20 protein-coding genes are annotated in these 22,134 nt (G+C 70.6%); 11 read left to right on the forward strand and 9 right to left on the reverse strand.

What is annotated here, in order from left to right:
• Positions 1–147 precede the first annotated feature (147 nt).
• Both ACFWJ8_RS05800 and ACFWJ8_RS05805 read right to left on the reverse strand, forming a co-directional pair.
• Positions 148–1,443, reverse strand: coding sequence for an ion channel protein (locus ACFWJ8_RS05800; RefSeq protein ID WP_378809786.1), 1,296 nt, complete (start codon positions 1,441–1,443; stop codon positions 148–150).
• Between the two features lie 10 nt (positions 1,444–1,453).
• The gene (locus ACFWJ8_RS05805) at positions 1,454–3,109 is read right to left on the reverse strand and encodes a SulP family inorganic anion transporter (protein WP_378809787.1); all 1,656 of its coding nucleotides are present in this window, start codon (positions 3,107–3,109) and stop codon (positions 1,454–1,456) included.
• A gap of 47 nt (positions 3,110–3,156) precedes the next feature.
• On the opposite strand from ACFWJ8_RS05805, the gene cls reads away from it, so the two are divergent.
• Positions 3,157–4,623: a cardiolipin synthase gene (gene cls, locus ACFWJ8_RS05810; protein ID WP_378809788.1), complete on the forward strand. Its 1,467-nt coding sequence runs from the start codon at positions 3,157–3,159 to the stop codon at positions 4,621–4,623.
• 48 nt (positions 4,624–4,671) lie between these two features.
• Here the strand turns inward: cls and ACFWJ8_RS05815 are convergent, their stop codons facing one another.
• Positions 4,672–5,838, reverse strand: coding sequence for an AI-2E family transporter (locus tag ACFWJ8_RS05815; RefSeq protein ID WP_378809789.1), 1,167 nt, complete (start codon positions 5,836–5,838; stop codon positions 4,672–4,674).
• A 123-nt stretch (positions 5,839–5,961) separates the two neighbouring features.
• On the opposite strand from ACFWJ8_RS05815, the gene ACFWJ8_RS05820 reads away from it, so the two are divergent.
• The 4 genes from ACFWJ8_RS05820 to ACFWJ8_RS05835 all read left to right on the forward strand — a co-directional run bounded on the left by ACFWJ8_RS05820 (position 5,962) and on the right by ACFWJ8_RS05835 (position 8,270).
• Positions 5,962–6,345: an SHOCT domain-containing protein gene (locus ACFWJ8_RS05820; RefSeq protein WP_378809790.1), complete on the forward strand. Its 384-nt coding sequence runs from the start codon at positions 5,962–5,964 to the stop codon at positions 6,343–6,345.
• A 24-nt stretch (positions 6,346–6,369) separates the two neighbouring features.
• Positions 6,370–6,786, forward strand: a complete 417-nt coding sequence (locus tag ACFWJ8_RS05825) for a DUF6325 family protein (protein WP_378809791.1) — start codon at positions 6,370–6,372, stop codon at positions 6,784–6,786.
• Positions 6,787–6,812: 26 nt separating this feature from the next.
• Entirely contained in the window at positions 6,813–7,157 is a 345-nt protein-coding gene (locus ACFWJ8_RS05830; RefSeq protein WP_378810084.1) for an SHOCT domain-containing protein, read from the forward strand.
• 117 nt (positions 7,158–7,274) lie between these two features.
• Positions 7,275–8,270, forward strand: a complete 996-nt coding sequence (locus ACFWJ8_RS05835) for a TIGR00341 family protein (protein WP_378809792.1) — start codon at positions 7,275–7,277, stop codon at positions 8,268–8,270.
• An 18-nt stretch (positions 8,271–8,288) separates the two neighbouring features.
• Here the strand turns inward: ACFWJ8_RS05835 and ACFWJ8_RS05840 are convergent, their stop codons facing one another.
• Genes ACFWJ8_RS05840 through ACFWJ8_RS05855 form a run of 4 tightly spaced genes read right to left on the reverse strand, consistent with a single transcriptional unit; the run spans position 8,289 to position 11,978 of the window.
• The gene (locus tag ACFWJ8_RS05840; protein ID WP_378809793.1) at positions 8,289–9,092 is read right to left on the reverse strand and encodes a potassium channel family protein; all 804 of its coding nucleotides are present in this window, start codon (positions 9,090–9,092) and stop codon (positions 8,289–8,291) included.
• A 2-nt stretch (positions 9,093–9,094) separates the two neighbouring features.
• Positions 9,095–10,225, reverse strand: coding sequence for a DUF998 domain-containing protein (locus ACFWJ8_RS05845; protein WP_378809795.1), 1,131 nt, complete (start codon positions 10,223–10,225; stop codon positions 9,095–9,097).
• Positions 10,222–11,334, reverse strand: coding sequence for an AI-2E family transporter (locus ACFWJ8_RS05850; RefSeq protein ID WP_378809796.1), 1,113 nt, complete (start codon positions 11,332–11,334; stop codon positions 10,222–10,224). Before ACFWJ8_RS05850 ends, ACFWJ8_RS05845 begins: the two co-directional genes overlap by 4 nt.
• Before the next feature lie 47 nt (positions 11,335–11,381).
• Positions 11,382–11,978: a hypothetical protein gene (locus ACFWJ8_RS05855; RefSeq protein ID WP_378809797.1), complete on the reverse strand. Its 597-nt coding sequence runs from the start codon at positions 11,976–11,978 to the stop codon at positions 11,382–11,384.
• A gap of 124 nt (positions 11,979–12,102) precedes the next feature.
• Between ACFWJ8_RS05855 and ACFWJ8_RS05860 the strand changes: the two genes are divergently transcribed.
• Both ACFWJ8_RS05860 and ACFWJ8_RS05865 read left to right on the forward strand, forming a co-directional pair.
• Complete coding sequence (locus ACFWJ8_RS05860) at positions 12,103–13,314, forward strand: glycosyltransferase (protein WP_378809799.1); 1,212 nt, start codon at positions 12,103–12,105, stop codon at positions 13,312–13,314.
• 6 nt (positions 13,315–13,320) lie between these two features.
• Entirely contained in the window at positions 13,321–14,565 is a 1,245-nt protein-coding gene (locus ACFWJ8_RS05865; RefSeq protein ID WP_378809801.1) for a glycosyltransferase, read from the forward strand.
• A gap of 27 nt (positions 14,566–14,592) precedes the next feature.
• On the opposite strand, the gene ACFWJ8_RS05870 is transcribed toward ACFWJ8_RS05865, so the two are convergent.
• The gene (locus tag ACFWJ8_RS05870) at positions 14,593–15,135 is read right to left on the reverse strand and encodes a hypothetical protein (RefSeq protein ID WP_378809803.1); all 543 of its coding nucleotides are present in this window, start codon (positions 15,133–15,135) and stop codon (positions 14,593–14,595) included.
• A 262-nt stretch (positions 15,136–15,397) separates the two neighbouring features.
• Here ACFWJ8_RS05870 and ACFWJ8_RS05875 point away from each other — a divergent pair, with 262 nt between their 5' ends.
• From ACFWJ8_RS05875 to ACFWJ8_RS05885, 3 genes are all read left to right on the forward strand, one after another.
• Positions 15,398–16,435 carry a GlxA family transcriptional regulator gene (locus ACFWJ8_RS05875; protein WP_378809804.1) on the forward strand — a complete coding sequence of 346 codons (1,038 nt, stop codon included), beginning with the start codon at positions 15,398–15,400 and terminating at the stop codon, positions 16,433–16,435.
• 47 nt (positions 16,436–16,482) lie between these two features.
• Positions 16,483–18,183, forward strand: coding sequence for a SulP family inorganic anion transporter (locus tag ACFWJ8_RS05880; RefSeq protein WP_378809806.1), 1,701 nt, complete (start codon positions 16,483–16,485; stop codon positions 18,181–18,183).
• A gap of 82 nt (positions 18,184–18,265) precedes the next feature.
• Positions 18,266–20,473 (forward strand): ATP-dependent Clp protease ATP-binding subunit, encoded by a 2,208-nt coding sequence (locus tag ACFWJ8_RS05885; RefSeq protein ID WP_378809808.1) that lies wholly within the window; start codon positions 18,266–18,268, stop codon positions 20,471–20,473.
• Positions 20,474–20,568: 95 nt separating this feature from the next.
• On the opposite strand, the gene ACFWJ8_RS05890 is transcribed toward ACFWJ8_RS05885, so the two are convergent.
• Positions 20,569–21,150 carry a nitroreductase family protein gene (locus ACFWJ8_RS05890; protein ID WP_378809810.1) on the reverse strand — a complete coding sequence of 194 codons (582 nt, stop codon included), beginning with the start codon at positions 21,148–21,150 and terminating at the stop codon, positions 20,569–20,571.
• A gap of 131 nt (positions 21,151–21,281) precedes the next feature.
• Between ACFWJ8_RS05890 and ACFWJ8_RS05895 the strand changes: the two genes are divergently transcribed.
• Entirely contained in the window at positions 21,282–22,124 is an 843-nt protein-coding gene (locus ACFWJ8_RS05895; RefSeq protein WP_378809812.1) for a UbiA family prenyltransferase, read from the forward strand.
• Positions 22,125–22,134 lie beyond the last annotated feature (10 nt).

Raw genomic sequence — 22,134 nt, forward strand, 5'->3', positions numbered from 1 at the left:
CCAACATTTTCCAAGCACAACACGCCAAACTCTTTTGCTTGGCGGCTGGTGGTCTCTTTTTTTTTTAAAACACCCCGGCCTCCGCCATCGCCCCGCGGGCCCGGGCGCGGCCGCCCCCCCCCCCCCCCCCCCTCTCCGTGTCGGGCCTCAGAGCTTCGAGGCGACGGCCGCGGGAGTCTCGGGGATGATCCGGAACTCCCGTGCGCGCGAGACCATGAGCCACACGGGCAGGATCACGACGCACAGCACCGCGATCACGCTCGTGTCTCCGGCCACCACGGCGCCCATGAACAGGGCGATCCACCCGTCGCGCGCGACGACGAGCACCACGCCGAGCACGGCGCAGGCGACGGCGAGGGTGAGCGGGATCGCGGGCATCAGCGTCGCCGCGAGCAGGCCGAGCGCCACGCCGATGAACGTGGCGGGGAAGATCCGGCCGCCGCGGAACGACGCGCTCGCCGCCACGACCAGCGCGACGACCTTGACGCCCGCGATGAGCGCCAGCTGGCCGGCGTCGTAGTCGGCGCGGTTCGTGAGCAGCTCGCCCATCTGCTCCGCGCCCTTGAAGAGGGTGATCTCACCGCCGATCGCGCCCAGCACGCCGAGCACGAGTCCGCCGACCGCCGGGATGACGAGGGGATGCCGCAGCCCGTGGAACGCGCGGTGCACCCACGGGAACGTGTACAGCGCCGCCATGGCGACCAGCGCCGCGAGCACGGCCACGATCGCCCCCGTGAGCAGGTCGATGCCTTCCGGGGTGCCGTAGGCAGGCAGGCCGAACGACAGCGGCGGCACGCCGAACAGGTGCATGGTGATCGCGCCCGCGCCGCCCGAGACCAGCGGCAGGAAGAGCTTGTCCCACACCGAGCCGCCGCCCTTCATGGCGGCTGCGGTGGCGGTGAAGATGAGCGCGCCCGCGACCGGGGTGCCGAACATGGCGCCGATGGTCCCCGACGCGGCGAGCATGATCGTCAGCGACGGCGGGATCGCCGGCACGAAGCGGGCGAACAGGGCGATCAGCACGGCGATGTTGATCGCGATGATCGGGTTCTCAGGGCCGAGGCTGACGCCGCCGGCGAGACCGAGGACCAGCACGATCGCCAGGCCCGGCAGCGTCTTCAGCGGCAGCGGAGGCGCGACCAGCTCTGTCGTCGCGGTGTCGGGTCCGCCGTGCCCGGGCATGAGCCACAGCGCCAGTCCGACCGCGACGCCGGTCGCGGTCAGCACCACGATCGTCCACCACCACGTGTCGTCGGCGAGGCCCAGCGCCGACGGCAGGGAGTCCCACAGCACGCTCTCCAGCGCTTCCGACACGACGTCGAGCAGCTGCAGCATCACGGCGCACACCACACCGACGATCAGCGCCGGGATCGACATGCGCACCAGCAGTCGCGGTGAGAAGTCGGGGGCCTGCGCGGCGGCAGGTGCCGGCGGCTCGGTCATCAGCGGTCCCTCATCTCGCCGCTGCCGCGGACGCGGCGGCGAGCCCCTCGTCGACGGCGGCGTGCACGCGACCGCCCTGCTCCAGGCTCTCGAACCACGGCGTCTTCCGGGCGATGGCTGTGGCCTTCTCAGGAAGCCGGGCGAGATACAGCACGATGCCCAGCTGAGCCAGCTCGCGGTCCAGGCCCTCCAGCGCGTCGAGGATCGTGACGGTGACGATGTCGAGCCGCTCGACGTCGAGCACCAGGGCGTCGACGGGCGGCACCTGGCTGGTCGCGAGTGCGACGATCGCGCGGGCGTTCTCAGCGGCGTTGGCCGTATAGAGGCCGCGCCCGAGGTGCACGGCGACGGCGTCGCCCTCTCGGCCGGTGATGTCGAGCTTGGGGATGTTCACCTCACGCAGGACGAGGACGAGCGTCATGACGACGCCGATGGCGACAGCGGGGAGCAGGCCCGCCGACAGGCCGATGAGCGCGACGACGAGCGCGATCCAGAAGTCGATCCGGCTGATGCGCGCCCAGCGCACGAGCTCGGGGATGTTGATGAGTCCCGCGACCGCGACGAACACCATGGCCGCGAGCGTCGCCTGGGGGAGCAGACTCAGCACCGGACCGAGGAACAGCGCCACCAGGATCGCGAGCACCACGGTGACGATGGTCGACAGCTGTGTCTTCGCTCCGGCGTTCTGGTTGACCGCGCTCTGCGAGAACCCGCCCGCCGCCGGCATGGTCGTGAAGAACGCGCCGATGACGTTGGCGGCGCCGGTCGCGAACAGCTCCTGATTGCTGTCGACCTGCGGCTCGGTCGCCTTGCGGATACCGCGCGCCACAGCCGCGGACTCCAGGAACGCCATGATGGCGATCGCGAGCGCGCCGGGGATCAATTCGGGCAGGTGCGTGAAGTCGGGGAGCGACGGGAGCGGGAACCCCGACGGCACCGGGTCGATGAGCGCCACGCCGGCCGCCGTCAGCCCGGTGAACGCGCTGAGCAGGATGCCGACCAGGACCACGATGAGCGTCCCGGGCACGCGCGGAGCGAACCGCTGCAGCACCACGAGCACGAGGATCGAGCCGACCGAGAGCGCGACTGTGGGCCAGTTGACGCTGTCGAGAGCCGCGCCGACCGCGACGAGGGAGTGGATGAACCCCTCGCCTGAGACGTTCCCCGTCTCGCCGAGCAGCTTCGGCAGCTGGCCGACCGCGACCGTCGCGCCGACGCCGATCTTGAGGCCGAGCACGGTGGCGCCGCTGATGTTCTCGACCAGCGAGCCGAGCCTCAGCAGCCAGGCGATCAGCAGGATCGCGCCCACCAGCAACGTCAGCAGCACGAGCGAACCGAGTGCGGCATCGGGGTCGTCGGCGGCGGCCGCGACGCCCGCCGACACGAGCGTCGTCGCCGTGAGCGTCGCGATGGTGGATGTCGTCGACACGCTCATGGCGCGGCTGCCGCCGAGGAGCGCGTACACCAGCATCGGCAGGATGCACGTGTAGAGGCCGACTTGCACGGGAAGGTTCGCGATGGTCGCGTATGCCATCGCCTGCGGCACCACGACGGCGCCTGCCGACAGGCCGCCCACGATGTCGGCTCCGAGCCACTCGCGGCGGTAGCCGTCGAGCGAGGGAAGAAGCCAGCGCGGGCGTCGGGAGGCGGTCGCGGTCGAGGTCACATTCGCGAATGTACCGGGATCGTCGCCGAATGCGGCACACTGCTCACGTGGACTCCGGTTTCTTCGCCAACCTCGGCTGGATCATCAGCGCCCTCGTGGTGCTCGCCATCAACATCACCGCGCTCATCGTGATCCCCAAGGGCCGCAAGCCCACCGCGGCGATGTCGTGGCTGCTGCTGATCTTCCTGCTGCCGTTCGTCGGCATCGTCCTGTTCCTCCTCATCGGCAACGTCAAGCTGCCGAAGAAGCGCCGCGCCGAGCAGGCGCGCATCGACGGGATCATCCGCGAACGCGTCGCCGCGTCGGGCGATGCGGCGGCAGACACGTCGTCCTGGCCGACGTGGTTCACCCGGGTCACCGTGCAGAACGAGACCCTGACGACCCTGCCCCCGGTGGGCGGCAACCGGGCCGAGCTGATCAGCGACTACGAGGCATCCATCATCGCGATGGCGGCGGCGATCGACACCGCCGAGAAGTACGTCCACGTCGAGTTCTACATCGTGTCGTGGGACAAGACGACGGAGGTGTTCTTCACCGCGATGGAGAACGCGGTCAAGCGAGGCGTCACCGTGCGTCTGCTCGCCGACTACATCGCCTCGCGCAAGGTCGCCGAGCAGGAGAAGACGTTCGCCGAGCTCGATCGCATCGGCGTGATCTGGTCGTGGATGCTGCCGGTGCAGCCGTTCCAGGGCAAGTACCAGCGCCCCGACCTGCGCAACCACCGCAAGATCGTGGTCGTCGACGGCCGCACCGCGTTCGTCGGTTCGCAGAACCTCATCGACCGCACCTACAACTCGCCCAAGAACATCGCGCGCGGCCTCAAGTGGCAGGAGCTCGTGTCGCGCGTCGACGGTCCTGCCGTGACCGAGATCGACGCCGTGTTCCTGTCGGACTGGCTCATCGAGACCGGCGTGCAGCTCGACGACGAGCAGGTGCCCGCCGCGCAGGTGCCGGCATCCGGCGATCTTGTCTGCCAGCTGGTGCCGAGCGGTCCCGGCTATGAGACCGAGAACAACCTGCGCCTCTTCTTGTCGCTCATCCACGGTGCGACCGAGCGCGTCATCATCACGAGCCCGTACTTCGTGCCCGACGAGGCCATGGTCTACGCCATCACGACGGCCTGCCAGCGCGGGCTCGAGGTGCAGCTGTTCGTGTCGGAGATCGGCGACCAGGGCATGGTCTACCACGCGCAGCGCTCGTACTACGACGCGCTGCTGGAGGCCGGTGTGCGCATCTTCATGTACCCGGCGCCGTTCATCCTGCACTCGAAGCACTTCTCCATCGACGACGACATCGCCGTCATCGGGTCGAGCAACATGGACATCCGCTCGTTCAGCCTCAACATGGAGATCTCGATGATGGTGCTCGGGGAGTCCTTCGTCGCCCAGATGCGCGAGGTCGAGCAGGCCTATCGCGATGCCGGCCGCGAGCTCACGCTTGAGGAGTGGCGCAAGGAGCCGGCCAAGGCGACGTTCCTCGACGGTGTCGCCCGCCTCACGTCCGCCCTGAACTGACGACGCGGGAGTGGATGCCGGGCGCCCGGCATCCCCTCGTCGCAGGCATCAGACCTTGAGGTTCTGGCGCGGGACGATCACCTCGCGCAGGATCAGCAGCAGTGACGCGATGACCGGGAGCGCGAGCAGCACGCCGACGATCCCCATGAGCGCGCCGCCCGCGAGGGCGCCGATCAGCACGAGGGCGGGCGGGATCGAGATCGCCTTGTTCATGACGCGCGGGCTGACCACGTACGACTCGATCTGGATGTACACGAGGTAGCAGATCGCGAAGATCAGGGCCTGCAAGGGGCTCGTGAACAGGGCGACGAGGCTTCCCAGCACCAGGAAGATCACCGAGCCGAACAGCGGGATCAGGGTGATGACGAACGCGATCACCGCCATGAGGGCCGGGAACGGCAGGCCGATCAGCAGATGCAGCACGAACACGACCGCGGCGTTGATGATCGACAGTGTCACCGAGCCGAGCAGCGCGGAGCCGACCGAGCCGGTGATCCGCTCGGTGAGATCTTCGACGCGGGCGCGGCTGCGCGCCGGGGCGAGCGCGTACAGGGCCCGCTTGCTCGCGGCCAGCGACGCCAGGAAGTACAGCGTGAGCGCGACCACGATGAAGGTGGCCGAGATGGCGCCGATGAACCCGATGCCCGCCGACAGCAGCCCGCCCCCCAGGTGCGCGAGGGTGGAGGGCGCGGTGACCCAGTCGCCCGCCTGCTCGATACCGGCGAGGACGGCCTCCTGCGAGTCTGCGTCGAGCCCGGCGAACCATGCGGACTGCGGGACCGCCGCGATGGCCTCGGGGATCGCCGTGACCAGCTGGCCGATCTGGGCGAGCACCGGAGGGAACACGAACACGAGGAGCGCGGCCATGACGATCGCGAACCCGCAGAACACGATCGCGATGCCCGCGCCGCGCGTGACGCCCCTGCCCTCCAAACGGCGCACCAACGGGTCGAGGCCGACCGCCAGGAACATCGCCAGCACGATGTAGACGAGGATCGCGCCGATCGACGTCACGGCGAGTCCCAGCACCAGCGCGATCAGCACGCCGATCGTCACGAGGAAGCCCAGCGCCACCGGATGGTCCAGCCCGGCGACGACCGCCGCGGTCAGACGGCGGGTCCGTTCCGGGACCTCCGGGATGGACGTCGGGTCGACGGATGCCGCAGCCTCGGTGTCAGGTTCGGGAACGCTCGGGGCATCGGGGGAATCCGGCATTTTCTCATGATGCCGTGCGCGACCTCTTGGGAGTAGTCTCACGATCAGGAACGGCGCGCCGCGCTGTTCCTTTCGTTACAAGACGGGCGAGATCGCCCGTCCGACAGATTGGCAAAACCGCACATGGGCTTCTGGGACCTCCTCGCTTGGATCTTCTGGGTCTTCGTCTTCGTCGCGTACCTGATGGTCGTGTTCTCGATCATCGGCGACCTGTTCCGCGACGAGAAGCTGAACGGCTGGCTCAAGGCGGTCTGGATCCTGTTCCTCATCTTCGTGCCGTTCCTGACGGCGCTGGTCTACCTCATCGCCCGCGGGAAGGGCATGCAGGAGCGCTCGATCGCCCAGGCGAAGGCGCTGCAGGCCGCGCAGCAGGACTACATCCGTCAGGCGGCGGGCAGCTCGGCCAGCCCCGCCGACGAGGTCGCCAAGGCAAAGGCTCTGCTGGACGCCGGCACCATCACCCAGGCCGAGTTCGACTCACTGAAGGCAAAGGCGCTCTCCGCCTGAGAGCATCCGCGAAACGGAGAAGACATGACTGACTTCGACTACGGCCCCATCGAGTTCTACGCGATCGGGTTCGAGGGCGACCGCCCGGGCCCCGGCGTTCTGCAGGCCATCGACGACCTGGTCGCCGAAGGCACGGTGAACGTCCTCGACCTGGTGTTCGTCCGTCGCTCGCCCGAGGGCGAGCTGGAGATCCTCGAGCTGTCCGACACGATCGAGAGCGACGTGCCGGCGCTGGACCTCGAGGGCCTCGCGGGCGAGGAGGACATCCTCGCCCTCGCCGAGGGTCTGGGGCCGGGAACGTCGGCGGCGATCCTCGTCATCGAGCTGCTGTGGGCGAAGTCCTTCGCATCGGCGCTGTACGACGCCGGTGGCGCCGTCATCGCGCGCGAGGGCGTGCCTGCACCCATCGTCAACGCGTTCCTCTCTGAGAACGCCGACTGAAGGAGGAAGACATGCCACTCGGAAGAATGGGCCGTCCCGGCCTGATCGGTATGGCTGCCCGCACCGCCGTCGTGGCCGGAACCGCAACCGCGGTCTCGGGCGCCGTCGCCGGTCACCAGCAGCAGAAGGCGTACGAGTCGCAGCAGCAGCAGGCGTATGCCGCGCAGCAGCAGCAGGCCGCCATGGACGCCGCTGCGGCGCAGGCCGTCGCGAACGCGCAGGCTGCAGCTGCGCCGGCCGCGCCGGCTCCGGCACCGGCCGGTGGCGGCGACGACCTGATGGCGAAGCTGAGCCAGCTGGCGCAGCTGCACGCGCAGGGCATCCTGTCGGACGACGAGTTCGCCGCCGCGAAGGCGAAGCTGCTCGCCTGACCTCTCCGTCACGCGAAACGCACGAAGGCCGCACCCGACGGGGTGCGGCCTTCGTCGTTCCGCGCGCCGCAGCGGAGGTTCGCGGGCGTCGGCTCGACGGTGAGCCATGATGTGCGCATGGCAGTGCTGCAGAACCTCATCCCTCCCACGCAGCGACAGACGGCGGCCGAGGTCACCGAGGCGCTCGACCTGGGCGCGGGCGACCGGGCGGGCAAGCGGAGCGGGTTCCTCATCATGCTGGTGCTCGCGGGCATCATCGCGATCGCGGGAGTGCTCACCGACTCGACGGCGACGGTGATCGGCGCGATGATCATCGCGCCGCTCGGTACGCCGATCCTGGGGATCGCGCTCGGCATCGTCACCGGACACCTGAGTCTCGTGGTGCGGTCGATCCTGTGGGTGCTGGCGGGGCTTGCGCTGGTGATCCTCCTCGGCCTCGCGTTCTCGGTGTTCGTCGCGACTCCCGAGAGCCTGGAGACCAACTCGCAGGTGCTCGGGCGCACCTCGCCGAGCTTCATGGACCTCGTCGCGGCGCTCGCCACCGGCTTCGCCGGGGGCTTCGCCATGTGCCGACGCGACCTCAGCGCGATCCTCCCGGGTGTCGCGATCGCGATCTCGCTCGTGCCGCCGCTCGGGGTGGTCGGCGTCTGCGCCGGGCAGGGTCTGTGGGCGGACGCGCTCGGCGCCCTGTGGCTTTTCCTGTCGAACGTGTTCGCTCTCGTCATCGCCGGCAGCATCGTGTTCACCCTCGCGGGCTACGCGCGGGACCCGGGGTCGTCACGGGTGGCGAACCGCCGCCGGGCGTACATCATCGTCTCGGTGCTCACGGTGATCGTCGCCCTCCCGCTGGCCTTCAACTCGGTGGTGTCGGTCGCGCTCGCCCGCTGGTCCGTGGGAATCCAGCAGACGGCCACGGAGTGGGTCGCGGAGGATGAGGGCGCCAAGGTGTCGGGCGTGACGTGGTCGGGGACGACGGCGACCGTCGACGTCACCACCACAGACGGGAGCACGCCGCCGATCGACGACCTGCGGGAGTCGCTGTCGACGGTGGTCCCGTCCTTCGTTGGCGTCGTCGTGGATGCCGGGCAGGGCGTCGAGATCACCGTGCAGTAGCCGCGCGGGCCGTCGCGATCAGGCCTGACCGTCCGTGGGGGGCGCGTCGTCGGGCTGCACCGACGGCTGCTGCGGGCCGGCGGGCGTCGCACCATCCGCTGGACCGGGCGCACCGTCGCCCCCCGCTGCCCGTGCGGCCGTCAGCTCGTCGATCTTCGCCATGAGCTCGCGCACCTGGGCGCGGGTCGCGGGCTCCTCGGCGTCGTTGTTGCGCGTGCCCCGTTCGACGACCCACGACGCGAGCGTCGCGGTGATGACACCGGCCAACGCGACCCCGCCGAGCATGAGTCCGACGCCGACCCAGCGGCCTGCCGCCGTCACCGGCGTGTAGTCGCCGTAGCCCGTCGTCGTCACGGTGACACAGGACCACCACATCGCGATGCCGAAGGTCGTGATCGAGGCGTCAGGCGCGTGCCGCTCGGCGTCGAGCACGGCGAGGGACGCGATGAAGACGAGCAGCACCGACGCGCCGGCGCCGTAGACGATGATCTGCGTGCGCAGCAGGGCGCCGCGCGTGGGCCTCATGCCCGGCAGCTTCGTGAGCACCTGCAGCAGCCGCACCAGGCGCAGCACCGGGATGAGCGCGAACGCCAGCGCGAACAGGTGCGTGCGGAACCAGATCCACCGATGCTGCGCCAGCGACAGCCGGACGAGATAGTCGGCGATGAACAGGGCCCACGTGACGAGGATGATCAGGTCCGCGACCACGCGCCCCGGACCCTGCAGGTCGGCGATCACCCGCCACGAGAACGCGACGAGGTACGCGAAGCCCGCGATCATCAGCGGCACCTCGGTGCGCCGATGCCACGTCTGCTCGTCCATGCTCAGGCCTTGCGGGAGTCCTGCTCGAGCGCGGCCGCGTTGCGGATGAACAGCACGATCCACGTGAAGATCAGGATGCCGCCGACGAGCTCCACCGCGGTGAGCGTGTAGTAGCCGATGGCGAAGAACACCGCGAGCACCAGCGTGATGGCGAGGAACAGCCAGCCGAGCGCGACGAAGGCGCGCGGCATCCCGGTGATCCATCGCGGCAGGCCGATCACCAGCACGCCGTAGGCGACGACCATGCCCGATGCGACGCCGGTGTGGAGCGCGAAGAACTTGTCGACGTGGAAGATGCCGACGCACGCGAGGAAGATGCCGACGATGATGAGGCACACCCGCACCCGGCCGACGCCCTTCGGGTTCGCGGTCGGGATGCCCCGCGTCGCGTAACGGGCGAGGGTGGTGACCAGGAAGCCGGCGACGGCGATCGTGAGGTTGAACACCCACGCCGACACGTTCGACGACATGCCGAGCGCGCTGAGGTTGTCTTTCCACCAGTCCGGGTCGCTCGCGTTGAGCATGCTGGCCAGCACACCGAACACGAGGAAGACCGCGAGCACGACAGCCAGCAGCTGCAGGTCCATGTGCGTCGCGGAGTAGAACGTGATGTAGGCGGTCATGGCGGCGGCCGCGCCCGACAGGACCAGCAGCGGCAGCGCGAACACCTCGGCGCCGACGAAGCCGCGGTCGAGGATGTCGGCCAGCAGCGTCCAGCCGAGCACCGCGATCACCGCGTGCGCGATCGCCAGGGCCGCGATGTCGAGGTAGTCGAGGACGTGCAGGCGAGCGCCGTGCCGGCCGCGCTCGCGCAGCACGAAGCGTCCCGCGACGACGGCGAGCAGAGCGACGACGCCCGAGGCGATCGCCGCGTACTGGCCCACCGACCCCGGGCCGGCGATCGGCGCCGACTCGAATCGGAATACCGGCAGCGCCACGAGGGCCACCACGGCGAACGCGACCGCGCCGACGCCGAGCGCCAGCGACTCCAGCGACCGCTCGCTGGAGGTGTCGAGCAGGCGGGCGGTGGCGAGCTCGCGGCGGGTCTCGGGGCGCTCCGCGTCGGGCACGGCCCCGGCAGCCGCCGCGGGCAGGTCGGCGGCATCCGCCTTCTCGATCGGGGTCTGGGTCATGGCCGCCTCCCTGCGGTCTGGTGGACGGACCGTGCGGCCGTCTGGGGTGTCGCGCCGCGGTCACCCGAGAGCCATCGCAGCCACGTGGTTCCGGGATCGCCTTCGAGTATGAGCGTGCGCACGAACAGCGTCAGCGGGATCGACAGGATCGCGCCGAGCGGCCCGATGACGAACGTCCAGAAGATCACCGAGAAAAAGCTCAGCGTGAGGCTGAGGTCGACGGCGTCGCTGACGAACTTCGGCTGCACGAGGACCTGCAGCACGACGTTGACGACGCAGTAGATCGCGATCACGGCGAGCAACATCGGCCAGCCCCCGACGACGAATGCGAGCACCGCGGGCGGGATCAGGCCGATCACGAAGCCGATGTTGGGGATGAAGTTGGTGACGAATGCGAGGATCGCCCACGTGATCGGCGCAGGCACGCCCAACGCCCACAGCGCGAGGCCGTCGATGATCGCGACGACGGCGCCGAAACTCGCGTTGACGACGTAGTAGCGGCGGATGCCGGTGTTGAGGTTGCGTGCGCGCCGGATGACCGGGCGCCGCTCGGCGCCGAAGACACGCTCGGCGTCGCCGTATCGCGCGGCGTCGGCGGCCATGAAGATCACGTACGCGAAGACGAAGAACAGGGCCGTCGCGATGCTGAGGACCGTGCCGCCGAGGCTCGACACCAGGCCGAGGATCGTCTTCGGGTCGAGGGCCGAAGCGGTGGCGTCCGCCGCCTGCTGATCGAGCCCGACGGACTGCAGCCAGGCGACCGCGTCTCCGGCGCTCGCGCGCAGCTTGTCGGCGTAGTCGGCGACGAGGCCGGCGAACTGCGTGCCGGCCACCCACAGCAGCGCCGCCATGCCGAGCAGGACCAGATACGCGACGACGATGACGGCCGTCGTGCCGGCCCAGCGCGGCCAGCCGAGCCGCTGCAGCGGGCGGCGGGCCGGCTCGCAGATGATGACGAGGACGATCGCCAGCGCGAGGGGCCCGAACACGCCGCGCGCGAAGTACACGCCGGCCAGCACGACCGCGGCGGCGGCCAGCGTGAGCAGCATCCGCAGGCTCGGCGACAGCACGGGCGCGGCGGGCACAGCGGGCGGTGTATCGCGCTTCACGTGCCCAGGCTAGCGGCGCGAAGGCCTCGCGGAGGGTTGCGCGGGCGTCAGTTCTTCGGGTCGATCCGCAGCACGCCGGGTGCCTCGCCGATCGCGACGTCGTCGACCACGCGCAGGGTGCGGGCGACGTCGTCGATGCTGCCGATCACGGTGCCGAAGCGCTCGCGATCGGAGCACACGGCGGTGACCGTCACGAAGTGCGTTCCGGTGTCCCACGTGTACGTCGCGAAGGGCGGCGTGCGCTGGTCGCTCGGCAGCGCCATCTCGAGCCGCTCGCCGACCCCGAGGTACGGGTTGCGGAACGACTCGGTGTCGTCGTACTCCATCGGCATCATCGCCCGCGCGGCCCGCAGGTCGTTCGTGGCCTGCTGGATCTGGGCCATGACCACGACGAGCTCGGGGTCGGCCTTCCACACCCACACCAGCACGCGCCCGGCGGCCCGGCGCATGAGGAACGGCGCCGCCTGGCTCATCGCCCATGCGGCGACGCCGCTGCCGGGGCGGCTCTCGGCGCCCAGCGCGCCGTTGGCCTGGGTGAGCAGCATCCGGATCGCCGCCTTGCGGTGGCGGCGTCCGCGGAAGCCGAGGGACTCGGTCACCGGCACCCACAGGTTCGGGTCGGCGTCGGCCTGCAGTCGGGACATGCCCCCAGGGTACGGGCCGCGTCTGGCGCGTTCCTGAGGGGCCTCGGGAGTGCGTGAAGTAAGGTGGATGCCGCGTGCCGACCAGCCCCCGGCACGCGCCCGCCGCACAGAAGGCCCCCAATCCGTGACCGATCCTGCGACGCCCGACGACAACACAGCCGCTGACGCGCGCCCGCTGAAGATCCTGATCGGCGCTGACACCTTCCTGCCCCATGTGAACGGCGCGGCCCGCTTCGCGGAGCGGCTCGCCGCCGGCCTCGTCGCCCGCGGCCACGACGTCCACGTGATGGCGCCCAGCAAGACGCATCGTCAGCACGGCACCTTCACGGAGGAGATCGAGGGCGAGCCGATGACGATGCACCGGCTCCCGGCGTGGCGCTTCCTGCCGCACGACTGGCTGACCTTCGTGCTGCCGTGGATGTCGAAGCACTACGCGCGCCGCGCGCTCGACGAGGTGCAGCCCGACGTCGTGCACATCCAGTCGCACATCGTGATCGGTCGCGGTCTGTCGCGCGAGGCGCACAAGCGCGGCATCCCGATCATCGCCACCAACCACGTGATGGCCGAGAACATCCTCGACTTCACGACGCTGCCGGACTGGCTGGACCGCATCATGGTCAAGATCGCGTGGGCGGACGCGAAGCGCACGTTCGACCTCACCCGCGCGGTGACGACGCCGACGCGCAGGGCCGCCGACTTCCTGGAGTCGACGATCGACATCGAAGGCGTCATCCCGATCAGCTGCGGCATCGATGCCGGCAACTACACGGCCGACCTGCAGCCGCGTGATGCCAACCGGCTCGTGTTCGTCGGGCGCCTCACGACCGAGAAGCAGATCGACGTGATCCTGCGCGCGATCGCGAAGCTCGACCCCGCGCTCGGCGTGCGCTTCGACATCGTCGGCAGCGGCGATCAGCGCCGCAACCTCGAGAACCTCACGGCCGAGCTCGGTCTGTCGCAGCGCGTGCACTTCCACGGGCACACCTCCGACGAGGAGATCCGCTCGCTGCTCACGAACGCGAGCGCCTTCGTGATCGCGTCGATCGCCGAGCTGCAGTCGATCGCCACGATGGAGGCGATGGCGTCGGGCCTGCCGATCGTCGCGGCCGACGCTGTCGCGCTGCCTCACCTCGTGCACGACGGCGAGAACGGGTACCTCTTCCGTCCGGGCGACGTCGACGATCTGGCCGAGAAGCTCACCGCGGTGCTCACGCTGCCGCAGGACGCGCGCGTGCGGCTGCAGCAGAGCTCGCTCGAGGGCGTCAAGGTGCACGACATCCAGCGCACCCTCGACACGTTCGAGGCGCTCTACCGCGACGAGCCGCTGCCAGAGTAGGCCGCCGTGCACGTCGTGATGTTCGGCGACCAGCATGCCGAGACGCTGGGTGGGGCCCAGGTGTCGATGCGCCTGCAGCGCCGCTTCCTGGAGAAGGCGGGGCACACCGTCACGGTGGTCGCGCCGGCGATGCACGGTCCGCGGGCACGTGCGTCGGCACCGGACCCGTCGTACCTCGACCTGCCGTCGATCCCGATCACGTTCGACCGCGAGTACTCGATGACGTGGCCGGGTGCGCGCACCGATCGACGATTGGATGCCGCCCTCCGGCGCCTGCTCGACGACACGGGGCGTCCGCCCGTCGATGTCGTGCACGTGCAGGCCGACTTCTGGGGTGCGTTCATCGGCCACCGGTTCGCGCGGCGGCACGGACTGCCCGTCGTCCACACGATGCACAACCGCGTGGACGTCGGCATCGAGGCGACGGCGCCGTTCCCGACGCTCGTGCTCCGCGTGCTCAACGCGTGGCAGCGCCGGGCGCTCGGTGTGAAGGGCGAGGCGAAGCCGGTGGGGCGCGACGGCTGGGCGTACCTGCGCCGTCTCGCGAACCGCTCGGATGCCGTCACCGCGCCCTCGTCGCACTTCGCCCACCGGCTGGAGGCGCACGGCGCCGTGCCGCAGGGCTCGGCGTCGGTCGATGTGATCTGGAACGGCATCGACGACGAGCTGCTTGAGCAGGCGCTCGCCACCGCGTCGGCCGAGCGGGCGCCGGGACCGCCGCGGTTCGTGTGGCTGGGGCGCATGAGCCCCGAGAAGCGCCTGCTCCCGTTCCTCGAAGCCCTCGCCGAGTCAGGCGTCGAGGCGGACGTCGAGGTCATCGGAGGAGGAGGGCAGCTCGGCGCCGCACGGCGGCTCGTCGAGAAGCTGAGGCCGCGGGCGACGGTCACGTTCGCCGGGCGCATGCCGTACGCCGAGACGCTGCGGCGGATCGCCGCGGCGGATGCCGTCGTGCAGACCTCGATCGGCTTCGAGACGCAGGGCATGACGATCTTCGAGGCCGCCTCGCTCGGCACCCCGGCCGTCGTGAGCGACCCCGACCTCGCGGAGGAGCTCGGCAGCGGCTTCTGGCCGGTAGGCGACGGCCACGACGCCGACCCGTCGCTCGCCGCGCTCGCCGATGCGCTGCGGGCGGCGGCATCCGACATCGCCGCCGGCACGCCCCGCACGCCGGACTCGACGGTCCGCGAGAGGTTCCGTCAGTCGTCGCGGACGGCGGCGATGGTGGCGGTGTACGAGCGCGTCAGCGCCTGAAGGGCCTGCGCGGCCGGCAGGGATGCCTCAGTAGACGAGGCTGAGGATGCCGCTGTAGATCAGGTTGCCGAGGATCGCCCACACGGTGGCGACGCCGATGCCGAGACCGACGCCCGCGGCACCCTTGGGGGCGCCCCTCCTGGCCAGGCCGATCGCGCCGAGGACGACCGCGGCGAGCGCCATCAGCCCGCCGATGCTCGTGAAGACCGTCGTGACGAGGTTGATCAGCCGGTAGTCGTAGTCGGGCTGCAGCAGCATCACGCCCTGGCTGAGGAGTGTGACCGTCGACAGCACGAGCGTCGCGACGCCGATGATGAGCGCGACCAGGCCCAGCGTGTTCTTCGGGCCGGCCGCCGTCGGGGGCGGAGCGACGGCGTAGCCCGGCGTGGCGGGGTAGGCGTCCGCCGGCCGGTCCGGCGCTGTCATGGAGGCCGGTGCGGCGGGCGCGGGTTGCGGAACGGGTGCGGCGGGCGCAGCGCCCGCGGTGGGCGCAGCGCCCGCGTCAGGCGCCGGAACCGGCTGGTCGTCCGGGGTTTCCGGGGTCGGCGGGGTGTTCGCGGGAGTCGTCACGTGCCCGAGCATAGGGCGGGCGACGGACGCTGTGGGGCGCGACGGCAGTCGTCGCGTCAGGGAAGGCGGGTGCGGTCGGTGGGCACCTGGCGGTAGCCGTCGCGGCGTGCGACGACGACGGTGGAGGCGAGAGCCCAGGCCGACAGTGCGGCGAGAACGATGATCAGGAACATGGCAGAAACGCTACGCTTGCCAAAGAACTGCCACGAGTGGCAGGATGGACACACATCGCACGAATACTGCCACGCTCCGGGAGGATCCGATGAAGACCGTCGCCTGCATCGTCGTGGACGGCTTCGCGCCGTTCGAGTTCGGGGTGGCCTGCGAGGCGTTCGGACTCGACCGGACCGACGACGGCGTGCCCAACTTCGACTTCCGCGTGGTCACCGCCGAACCCGGCGTGGTGCGGTCCAAGCTGGGCTTCTCGCTCAACGTCGAGCACGACCTGTCGTTCGCGTACGAGGCCGACCTCGTCGTCGTGTGCCCCACACCGCGCGAGTACTGGGGTCACACCGACCCCCGCGTGATGGACGCGGTGCGCGCCGCGGCCGCGCGCGACGCGTGGGTGCTCAGCGTGTGCAGCGGATCGTTCATCCTCGCCGAGGCGGGAGTGCTCGACGGCCGCAAGGCGACCACGCACTGGATGTACGCGCACATCATGGCCTCGATGTACCCCGCGATCGACGTCGACCCCGACGTGCTGTACGTGCAGGACGGCCGCATCATCACGAGCGCCGGCACGGCGGCGGGCATCGACGCGTGCCTGCACCTCCTGCGGCAGGAGCTCGGCGCCGAGCTGACCAACAAGATCGCCCGGCGCATGGTGGTGCCGCCGCAGCGCGACGGCGGCCAGGCGCAGTTCATCGACAGCCCGCTGCCGGCGACCACATCGCTGTCGCTCGCGCCGGTGACCGACTGGATGCTCGACAACCTGCGCCTCGACCTCACCGTCGACCAGCTCGCGGCCAAGGCGCACATGTCGCCCCGCACGTTCGCGCGCCGCTTCAAGGCCGACCACGGCGCGACGCCCGCCGCGTGGCTCGCCCGCCAGCGCATCATCCACGCGCAGCGCCTGCTCGAGAAGACCGACCTCGGCCTCGACCGCATCGCGTACGAGAGCGGGTTCGGCTCCGCCGCCGTGCTGCGCCAGAACTTCGCGCGCGTGCTCGGAACGACGCCCACCGCCTACCGCGCGCGGTTCGCGTGCACCGACGAGACCTGCCTCGACGACGAACTGGTGGATGCCGCCACCGCCGCGCTCGCGGCGGACGAGGCATCCACTCTCGAATCCGTCGCGTAGCGGGGCCGTCCGCGACAGGCGGGCGGGCGTTCGCTAGCGTGGCACCCGTGGGGCTCAATCCGCGGTCGTGGTTCTCGCGCAAGACACTGCGTCACGACCTCGTCGCGGGCCTGACGCTCGGGGTGGAGAGCGTGCCCGACGGCCTCGCGCAGGGGCTCCTGTCGGGGCTCAACCCGCTCGCGGGGCTCTACGGGCACCTGTTCGGCATGGTCGGCGCGGCCGTGTTCACCAGCAGCGCGCTGATGACGGTGCAGGTCACCGGCGCCATGGCGCTCATCGTGTCGGACGCGGGGCTGGAGACGCTGGCGGACCCCGACCGGGCGCTCTACACGCTGACCGTCATGAGCGGGATCCTGCTCATCGTCGCGGGGCTGCTCGGGGCGGGCAGGCTCGTGCGATTCGTGCCGACGGCCGTCATGACCGGGTTCGTGACGGCGGTCGGGGTCAACATCGTGCTGGGGCAGCTGTCGAACTTCACGGGGTACGCGGCGCAGGGCGGCAACCGCATCTCCAAGACCATCGACCTCGGCCTGCACATCGTGCAGTGGAGCATCCCCGCGCTCGTCGTCGGCGCCATCACGGTGCTCATCATCGTGCTGCTCCAGAACACGCGGGTGGGAGCGCTCGGGCTGGTCGTCGCGGTGGTGGTGGGCTCGATCGCCGCCGTGATGCTCGACCTGTGGGTGCGGACCCCGGTCATTCTGCTGCGCGACCTCGTCGACGTGCCCGGATCGCTCCCCGCGCCCGTGCTGCCGAGCCTGGACGACGTCGTGTACCTGGCGCTGCCGGCGATCTCGCTCGCGTTCGTGGCGATGGTGCAGGGCGCGGGCGTGTCGGCCGCCATCCCGTCGCAGGGCAAGCCCGCCGACACGTCGCGCAACTTCATCGGGCAAGGCGCCGGCAACATCCTGTCGGGACTCTTCCGGGGGATGCCGGTCGGCGGGTCGTCGTCGGGCTCGACGCTGGTCGCGACGGCCGGGGCGCGCACGCGGCTGGTCTACTTCGTGGCCGGGGCGGTCATGGCCCTCGTGATCCTGCTGGCCTCGGATCTCGTGGCCTACATCGCCATGCCGGCGCTCGCCGGTCTGCTCATCGTCGTCGGGGTGACGGCGGTGAAGCCCAGCCGCGTGTACTCGGTGATCCGGAGCGGACCGCTGCAGACCGTCGTCATGGCGGTGACGTTCGTGCTCACGCTGCTGATCCCGCTGCAGTTCGCGGTGCTCGCGGGTGTCGGCCTCGGCATCATCCTGTTCGTCGCGCAGCAGTCCAACCGTGTGCGGGTGCGTCGCGTGGTCTTCGCCGACGACGGCCGCATGCGCGAGATCGACCCGCCGCGTCGCATCCCCGCTCACGAGATCGTGGTGCTGCAGCCCTACGGCAGCCTGTTCTTCGCGAGCGCGCCCACGTTCGAGCGGCAGCTGCCCGAGGTCACGCCGGAGTCGACGCGCTCGGTCGTGATCGTGCGACTCCGCGGCGTCGACGAGGTCGGCCTCTCGTTCGTCGAGGTGCTGCGCCGGTACGCGCGCGACCTGCGGGCCGTCGACTCCGGTCTCAAGCTGGTCGTCAGCGAGGCGCGCGTGATCCGGCAGCTGGAGGCGGGCGGCCTGCGCGACGAGATGGGCGAGGCCAACCTCTACCGCGGCTCGGAGTGGGTCGGCGCCGCGCTCCGCCGCGCCTATGACGACGCCCGCGACGAGCTGCGCGCAGAGCCCGACGAAGGTCCGCGGGAGGGGCCGCGCGAAGCCTGAGCCGCCTTGCCGCGGCATCCCTCTCTTGGTAAACTTGAGTCAACACGGCTCAACTTTGGGCCTCACAGATTTCAGGAGACAGATGAACGCCACACAACAGCCCGGACAGGAGGAGGCGCAGAGCGCCCTCGAGCAGTTCGGCATCAACCTCACCGACCGTGCCCGGCAGGGCAAGCTCGACCCGGTCATCGGACGCGACAGCGAGATCCGGCGCGTCAGCCAGGTGCTGACCCGCCGCACCAAGAACAACCCCGTGCTCATCGGCGAACCCGGCGTCGGCAAGACCGCCGTCGTCGAGGGCCTCGCCCAGCGCATCGTCGCGGGCGACGTCGCCGAGTCCCTCAAGGACAAGGAGCTCGTCACCCTCGACATCTCCGCCCTGGTCGCCGGCGCGATGTACCGCGGCCAGTTCGAGGAGCGCCTCAAGAGCGTCCTCAAGGAGATCACCGAGTCCGACGGCACGATCATCACCTTCATCGACGAGCTGCACGTGCTCATGGGCGCCGGCGGCGGCGAGGGGTCGGTCGCGGCATCCAACATGCTCAAGCCCATGCTCGCGCGCGGCGAGCTGCGCCTCATCGGCGCCACGACGCTCAACGAGTACCGCGAGTTCATCGAGAAGGACGCCGCGCTGGAGCGCCGGTTCCAGCAGGTGTACGTGGGGGAGCCGACGGTCGAAGACACCGTCGCGATCCTGCGCGGACTCAAGGAGAGGTACGAGGCCCACCACAAGGTGGCCATCGCCGACGCGGCGCTCGTGGCCGCGGCATCCCTCAGCCACCGCTACATCCCGTCGCGGCAGCTGCCCGACAAGGCCATCGACCTGATCGACGAGGCCGCGTCGCGGCTGCGCATGGAGATCGACTCGGCGCCGCTGGAGATCGACGAGCTGCGCCGCCACGTCGACCGCCTCAAGCTCGAGGAGCTCGCGCTCAAGAAGGAGAAGGACGACGCCTCGAAGGAGCGCCTCGCAGCACTGCGCGAGACGCTGCGCGTCGAACAGGAGCGCCTGGGCGAGCTGCAGGGCCGCTGGGAGCGCGAGCGCGCATCGCTCAACCGCGTCGGCGACCTCAAGACCAAGCTCGACGCCGCCCGCATGGAGGCCGAGCGCGCGCAGCGCGAGGGCAACCTCGAGAAGGCGTCGCGCCTGCTGTACGCCGAGATCCCGGCGCTGGAGCGCGAGCTCGGCGTCGCCGAGCGCGAAGAGCCCGCGGGCGACCGCATGGTCAACGACCAGGTCACCGACGAGGACATCGCGGCCGTCATCGCGGCGTGGACCGGCATCCCGGTCGGTCGCCTGCTGCAGGGCGAGACCGAGAAGCTGCTGCACCTCGAGGCCGAGCTAGGCAAGCGCCTGATCGGGCAGAAGGACGCCGTCAAGGCGGTGTCCGACGCCGTCCGCCGCTCGCGCGCCGGCATCAGCGACCCGGGCCGGCCGACCGGCTCGTTCCTGTTCCTCGGCCCCACCGGTGTGGGCAAGACCGAGCTCGCCAAGGCCCTCGCGGAGTTCCTCTTCGACGACGAGCACGCCATGGTGCGCATCGACATGTCGGAGTACGGCGAGAAGCACTCGGTCTCGCGCCTGGTCGGGGCCCCTCCCGGGTACATCGGCTATGAGCAGGGCGGCCAGCTCACGGAGGCGGTGCGTCGGCGCCCGTACTCGGTCGTGCTGCTCGACGAGGTCGAGAAGGCGCACCCCGAGGTCTTCGACGTGCTGCTGCAGGTGATGGACGACGGTCGCCTCACCGACGGCCAGGGGCGCACGGTCGACTTCACGAACGTGATCCTCATCCTCACCTCGAACCTGGGATCGCCGATCCTCATCGACCCGACCCTGACGACCGAGCAGAAGCGCGACTCCGTCATGGCGATCGTGCGGCAGGCGTTCAAGCCCGAGTTCCTCAACCGCCTCGACGACATCGTGATGTTCGCGGCGCTCAGCGAGGACGACCTCGCGCAGATCGTCGAGCTGGCGGTGTTCGCGCTGCAGCGGCGCCTGCGTGACCGGCGCCTGTCGCTGGCCGTCACCCCCGACGCCCGCGCGTGGCTCGCCGAGCGCGGCTACGACCCGGTGTTCGGCGCCCGGCCGCTGCGCCGGCTCATCCAGTCCGAGATCCAGGACCGTCTCGCGATGGCCCTGCTGTCGGGCGGCGTGCGCGACGGCGACGTGGTGCGAGTGGATGTCGCGGCCGACGGCTCGTCGCTCGTGCTGACGAGCGACGGTCCGGCCGCCGCCGAGACCGCCGCGGACGACGACGACGTGATCGAGGCCGAGCTGCTCGACGACTGACACGGGCCCCGAACCCCACGGCGCCTGTACCGAGATGAGGGATGCCTCTCCCACGTGTTGCGGGAGAGGCATCCGTCGTCCGGGGCGGGCGCGAATCAGTCGTTCACGAGGACCGACTCGGCGACAGGGCGGCGCACGCGGGGCGCGTTCTCGCGCGCCTGCAGCTCGTCCGAGGCCTCGCGGATGTCGCCGAGCTCGCCGACTGCCATGACGGTGACGGGGGTGAACTCCTCGCCGAGGCCGAAGCCGGCGGCGATCGCGTCGCGGTCGAAACCGCCCATCTGATGGGTCGAGAGTCCGTTCGCGTGCGCCTGCACCGTGAAGTGGGCGGCGACCTGACCGGTGTCGTACTGCGCCCACATCATCGGCTTGCCGTCGCGCTCGGTCTCGGCCACGAAGACGACGAGGGCCGCCGCGTCGCCGGCCCAGGCGCTGTTGAAGCCGGCGAGGGACGCGAGCACGGTCGCGTGGGCGGCCGTGCCGCGTCGCGCGACGACGACGCGCCAGGCCTGCGTGTTGGCGGCCGTCGGCGCCCAGCGGGCGGCCTCCAGCGCGCTGGCGAGTGCGGCCTCGTCGATCACGGCGTCGCGGTCGAAGATGCGCGTGCTCCAGCGTTCGGCCAGGACGTCGATGATGGGGGCGTCGGTCTCGGCGGTGCGGGCGGTGAGGGCGGACATTGGGGCGTCTCCTTGCTGTCGTGCGATGTGCCGGGACGCCGTCGGCCCGAGTCCATGCAACCGCATGAAACTGTGAGTCATTCCCGGAATCGCTACCGCCCGTGCTCGGGGTCGCGTGAGAGCATCGACGCGTGCGCACCGTCCGCGCCCTGTGGGGCTCATCGCATCCGGGGCCGACCCTCGTGGTCACGGCGCTCGCGCTCGCTCTCGGGATCACGACGGGACTGGAGCCCTGGCGGCTCGTGGTGCTCACCGTGGCGGTCTTCGCCGGACAGCTGTCGGTCGGCGTCTCGAACGACGCGTTCGACGCCGCGCGCGACCGCGAGGTGGGACGAGGGGACAAGCCGATCGCCCGCGGCGACGTCGCGATCGGCGTCGCGTGGGCGGCCTCTGCGGTCCTGCTCGCGGCGGCGCTCGTGCTGTCGCTGCTGCTCGGCTGGCGGATGGCGGCTGCCCATGCGATCGCGCTCGGGTCGGCGCTGGCGTACAACGCAGGGCTCAAATCCACGCCATGGTCGATCGTGCCGTTCCTGGTGAGCTTCGGCCTCTTCCCGTCGTTCGCCACGCTGTCTGCGCCCGACCCCGCGTTCGCGGCCTGGTGGGCGTGGATCGCCGGTGCGGCGCTCGGCGCCGCGGTGCACCTCACGAACGTCCTGCCCGACCTCGACGCGGACGCGCAGACGGGCGTGCGGGGTCTGCCACACCGCCTCGGGCCGCGGACGTCGGCGGTGATCGCGGCGATCGCGGTCGTCATCGGCGCCGTCGCGGTGCTGTCGGGCGCGGCCGGGGGCGATCTGTCGGCCGTGTCGCCGGTGTCGTGGGTGTTCTTCGCAGCGGTCGTGGTGGTGGCGGCCGTGACCGCGTGGCGGGCGATCGCGCATCCGCCGACGCGCGCGCTGTTCCGGCTCGTGATGCTGGCCGCGCTGTTGCTCGCGGCGCAACTCGTCGCATCGGGCAGCGCGCTCGTCGCCTGACGGTCCCGCC

The organism is Microbacterium sp. NPDC058389 (genome assembly GCF_042722305.1).
Classification (GTDB): Bacteria; Actinomycetota; Actinomycetes; order Actinomycetales; family Microbacteriaceae; genus Microbacterium.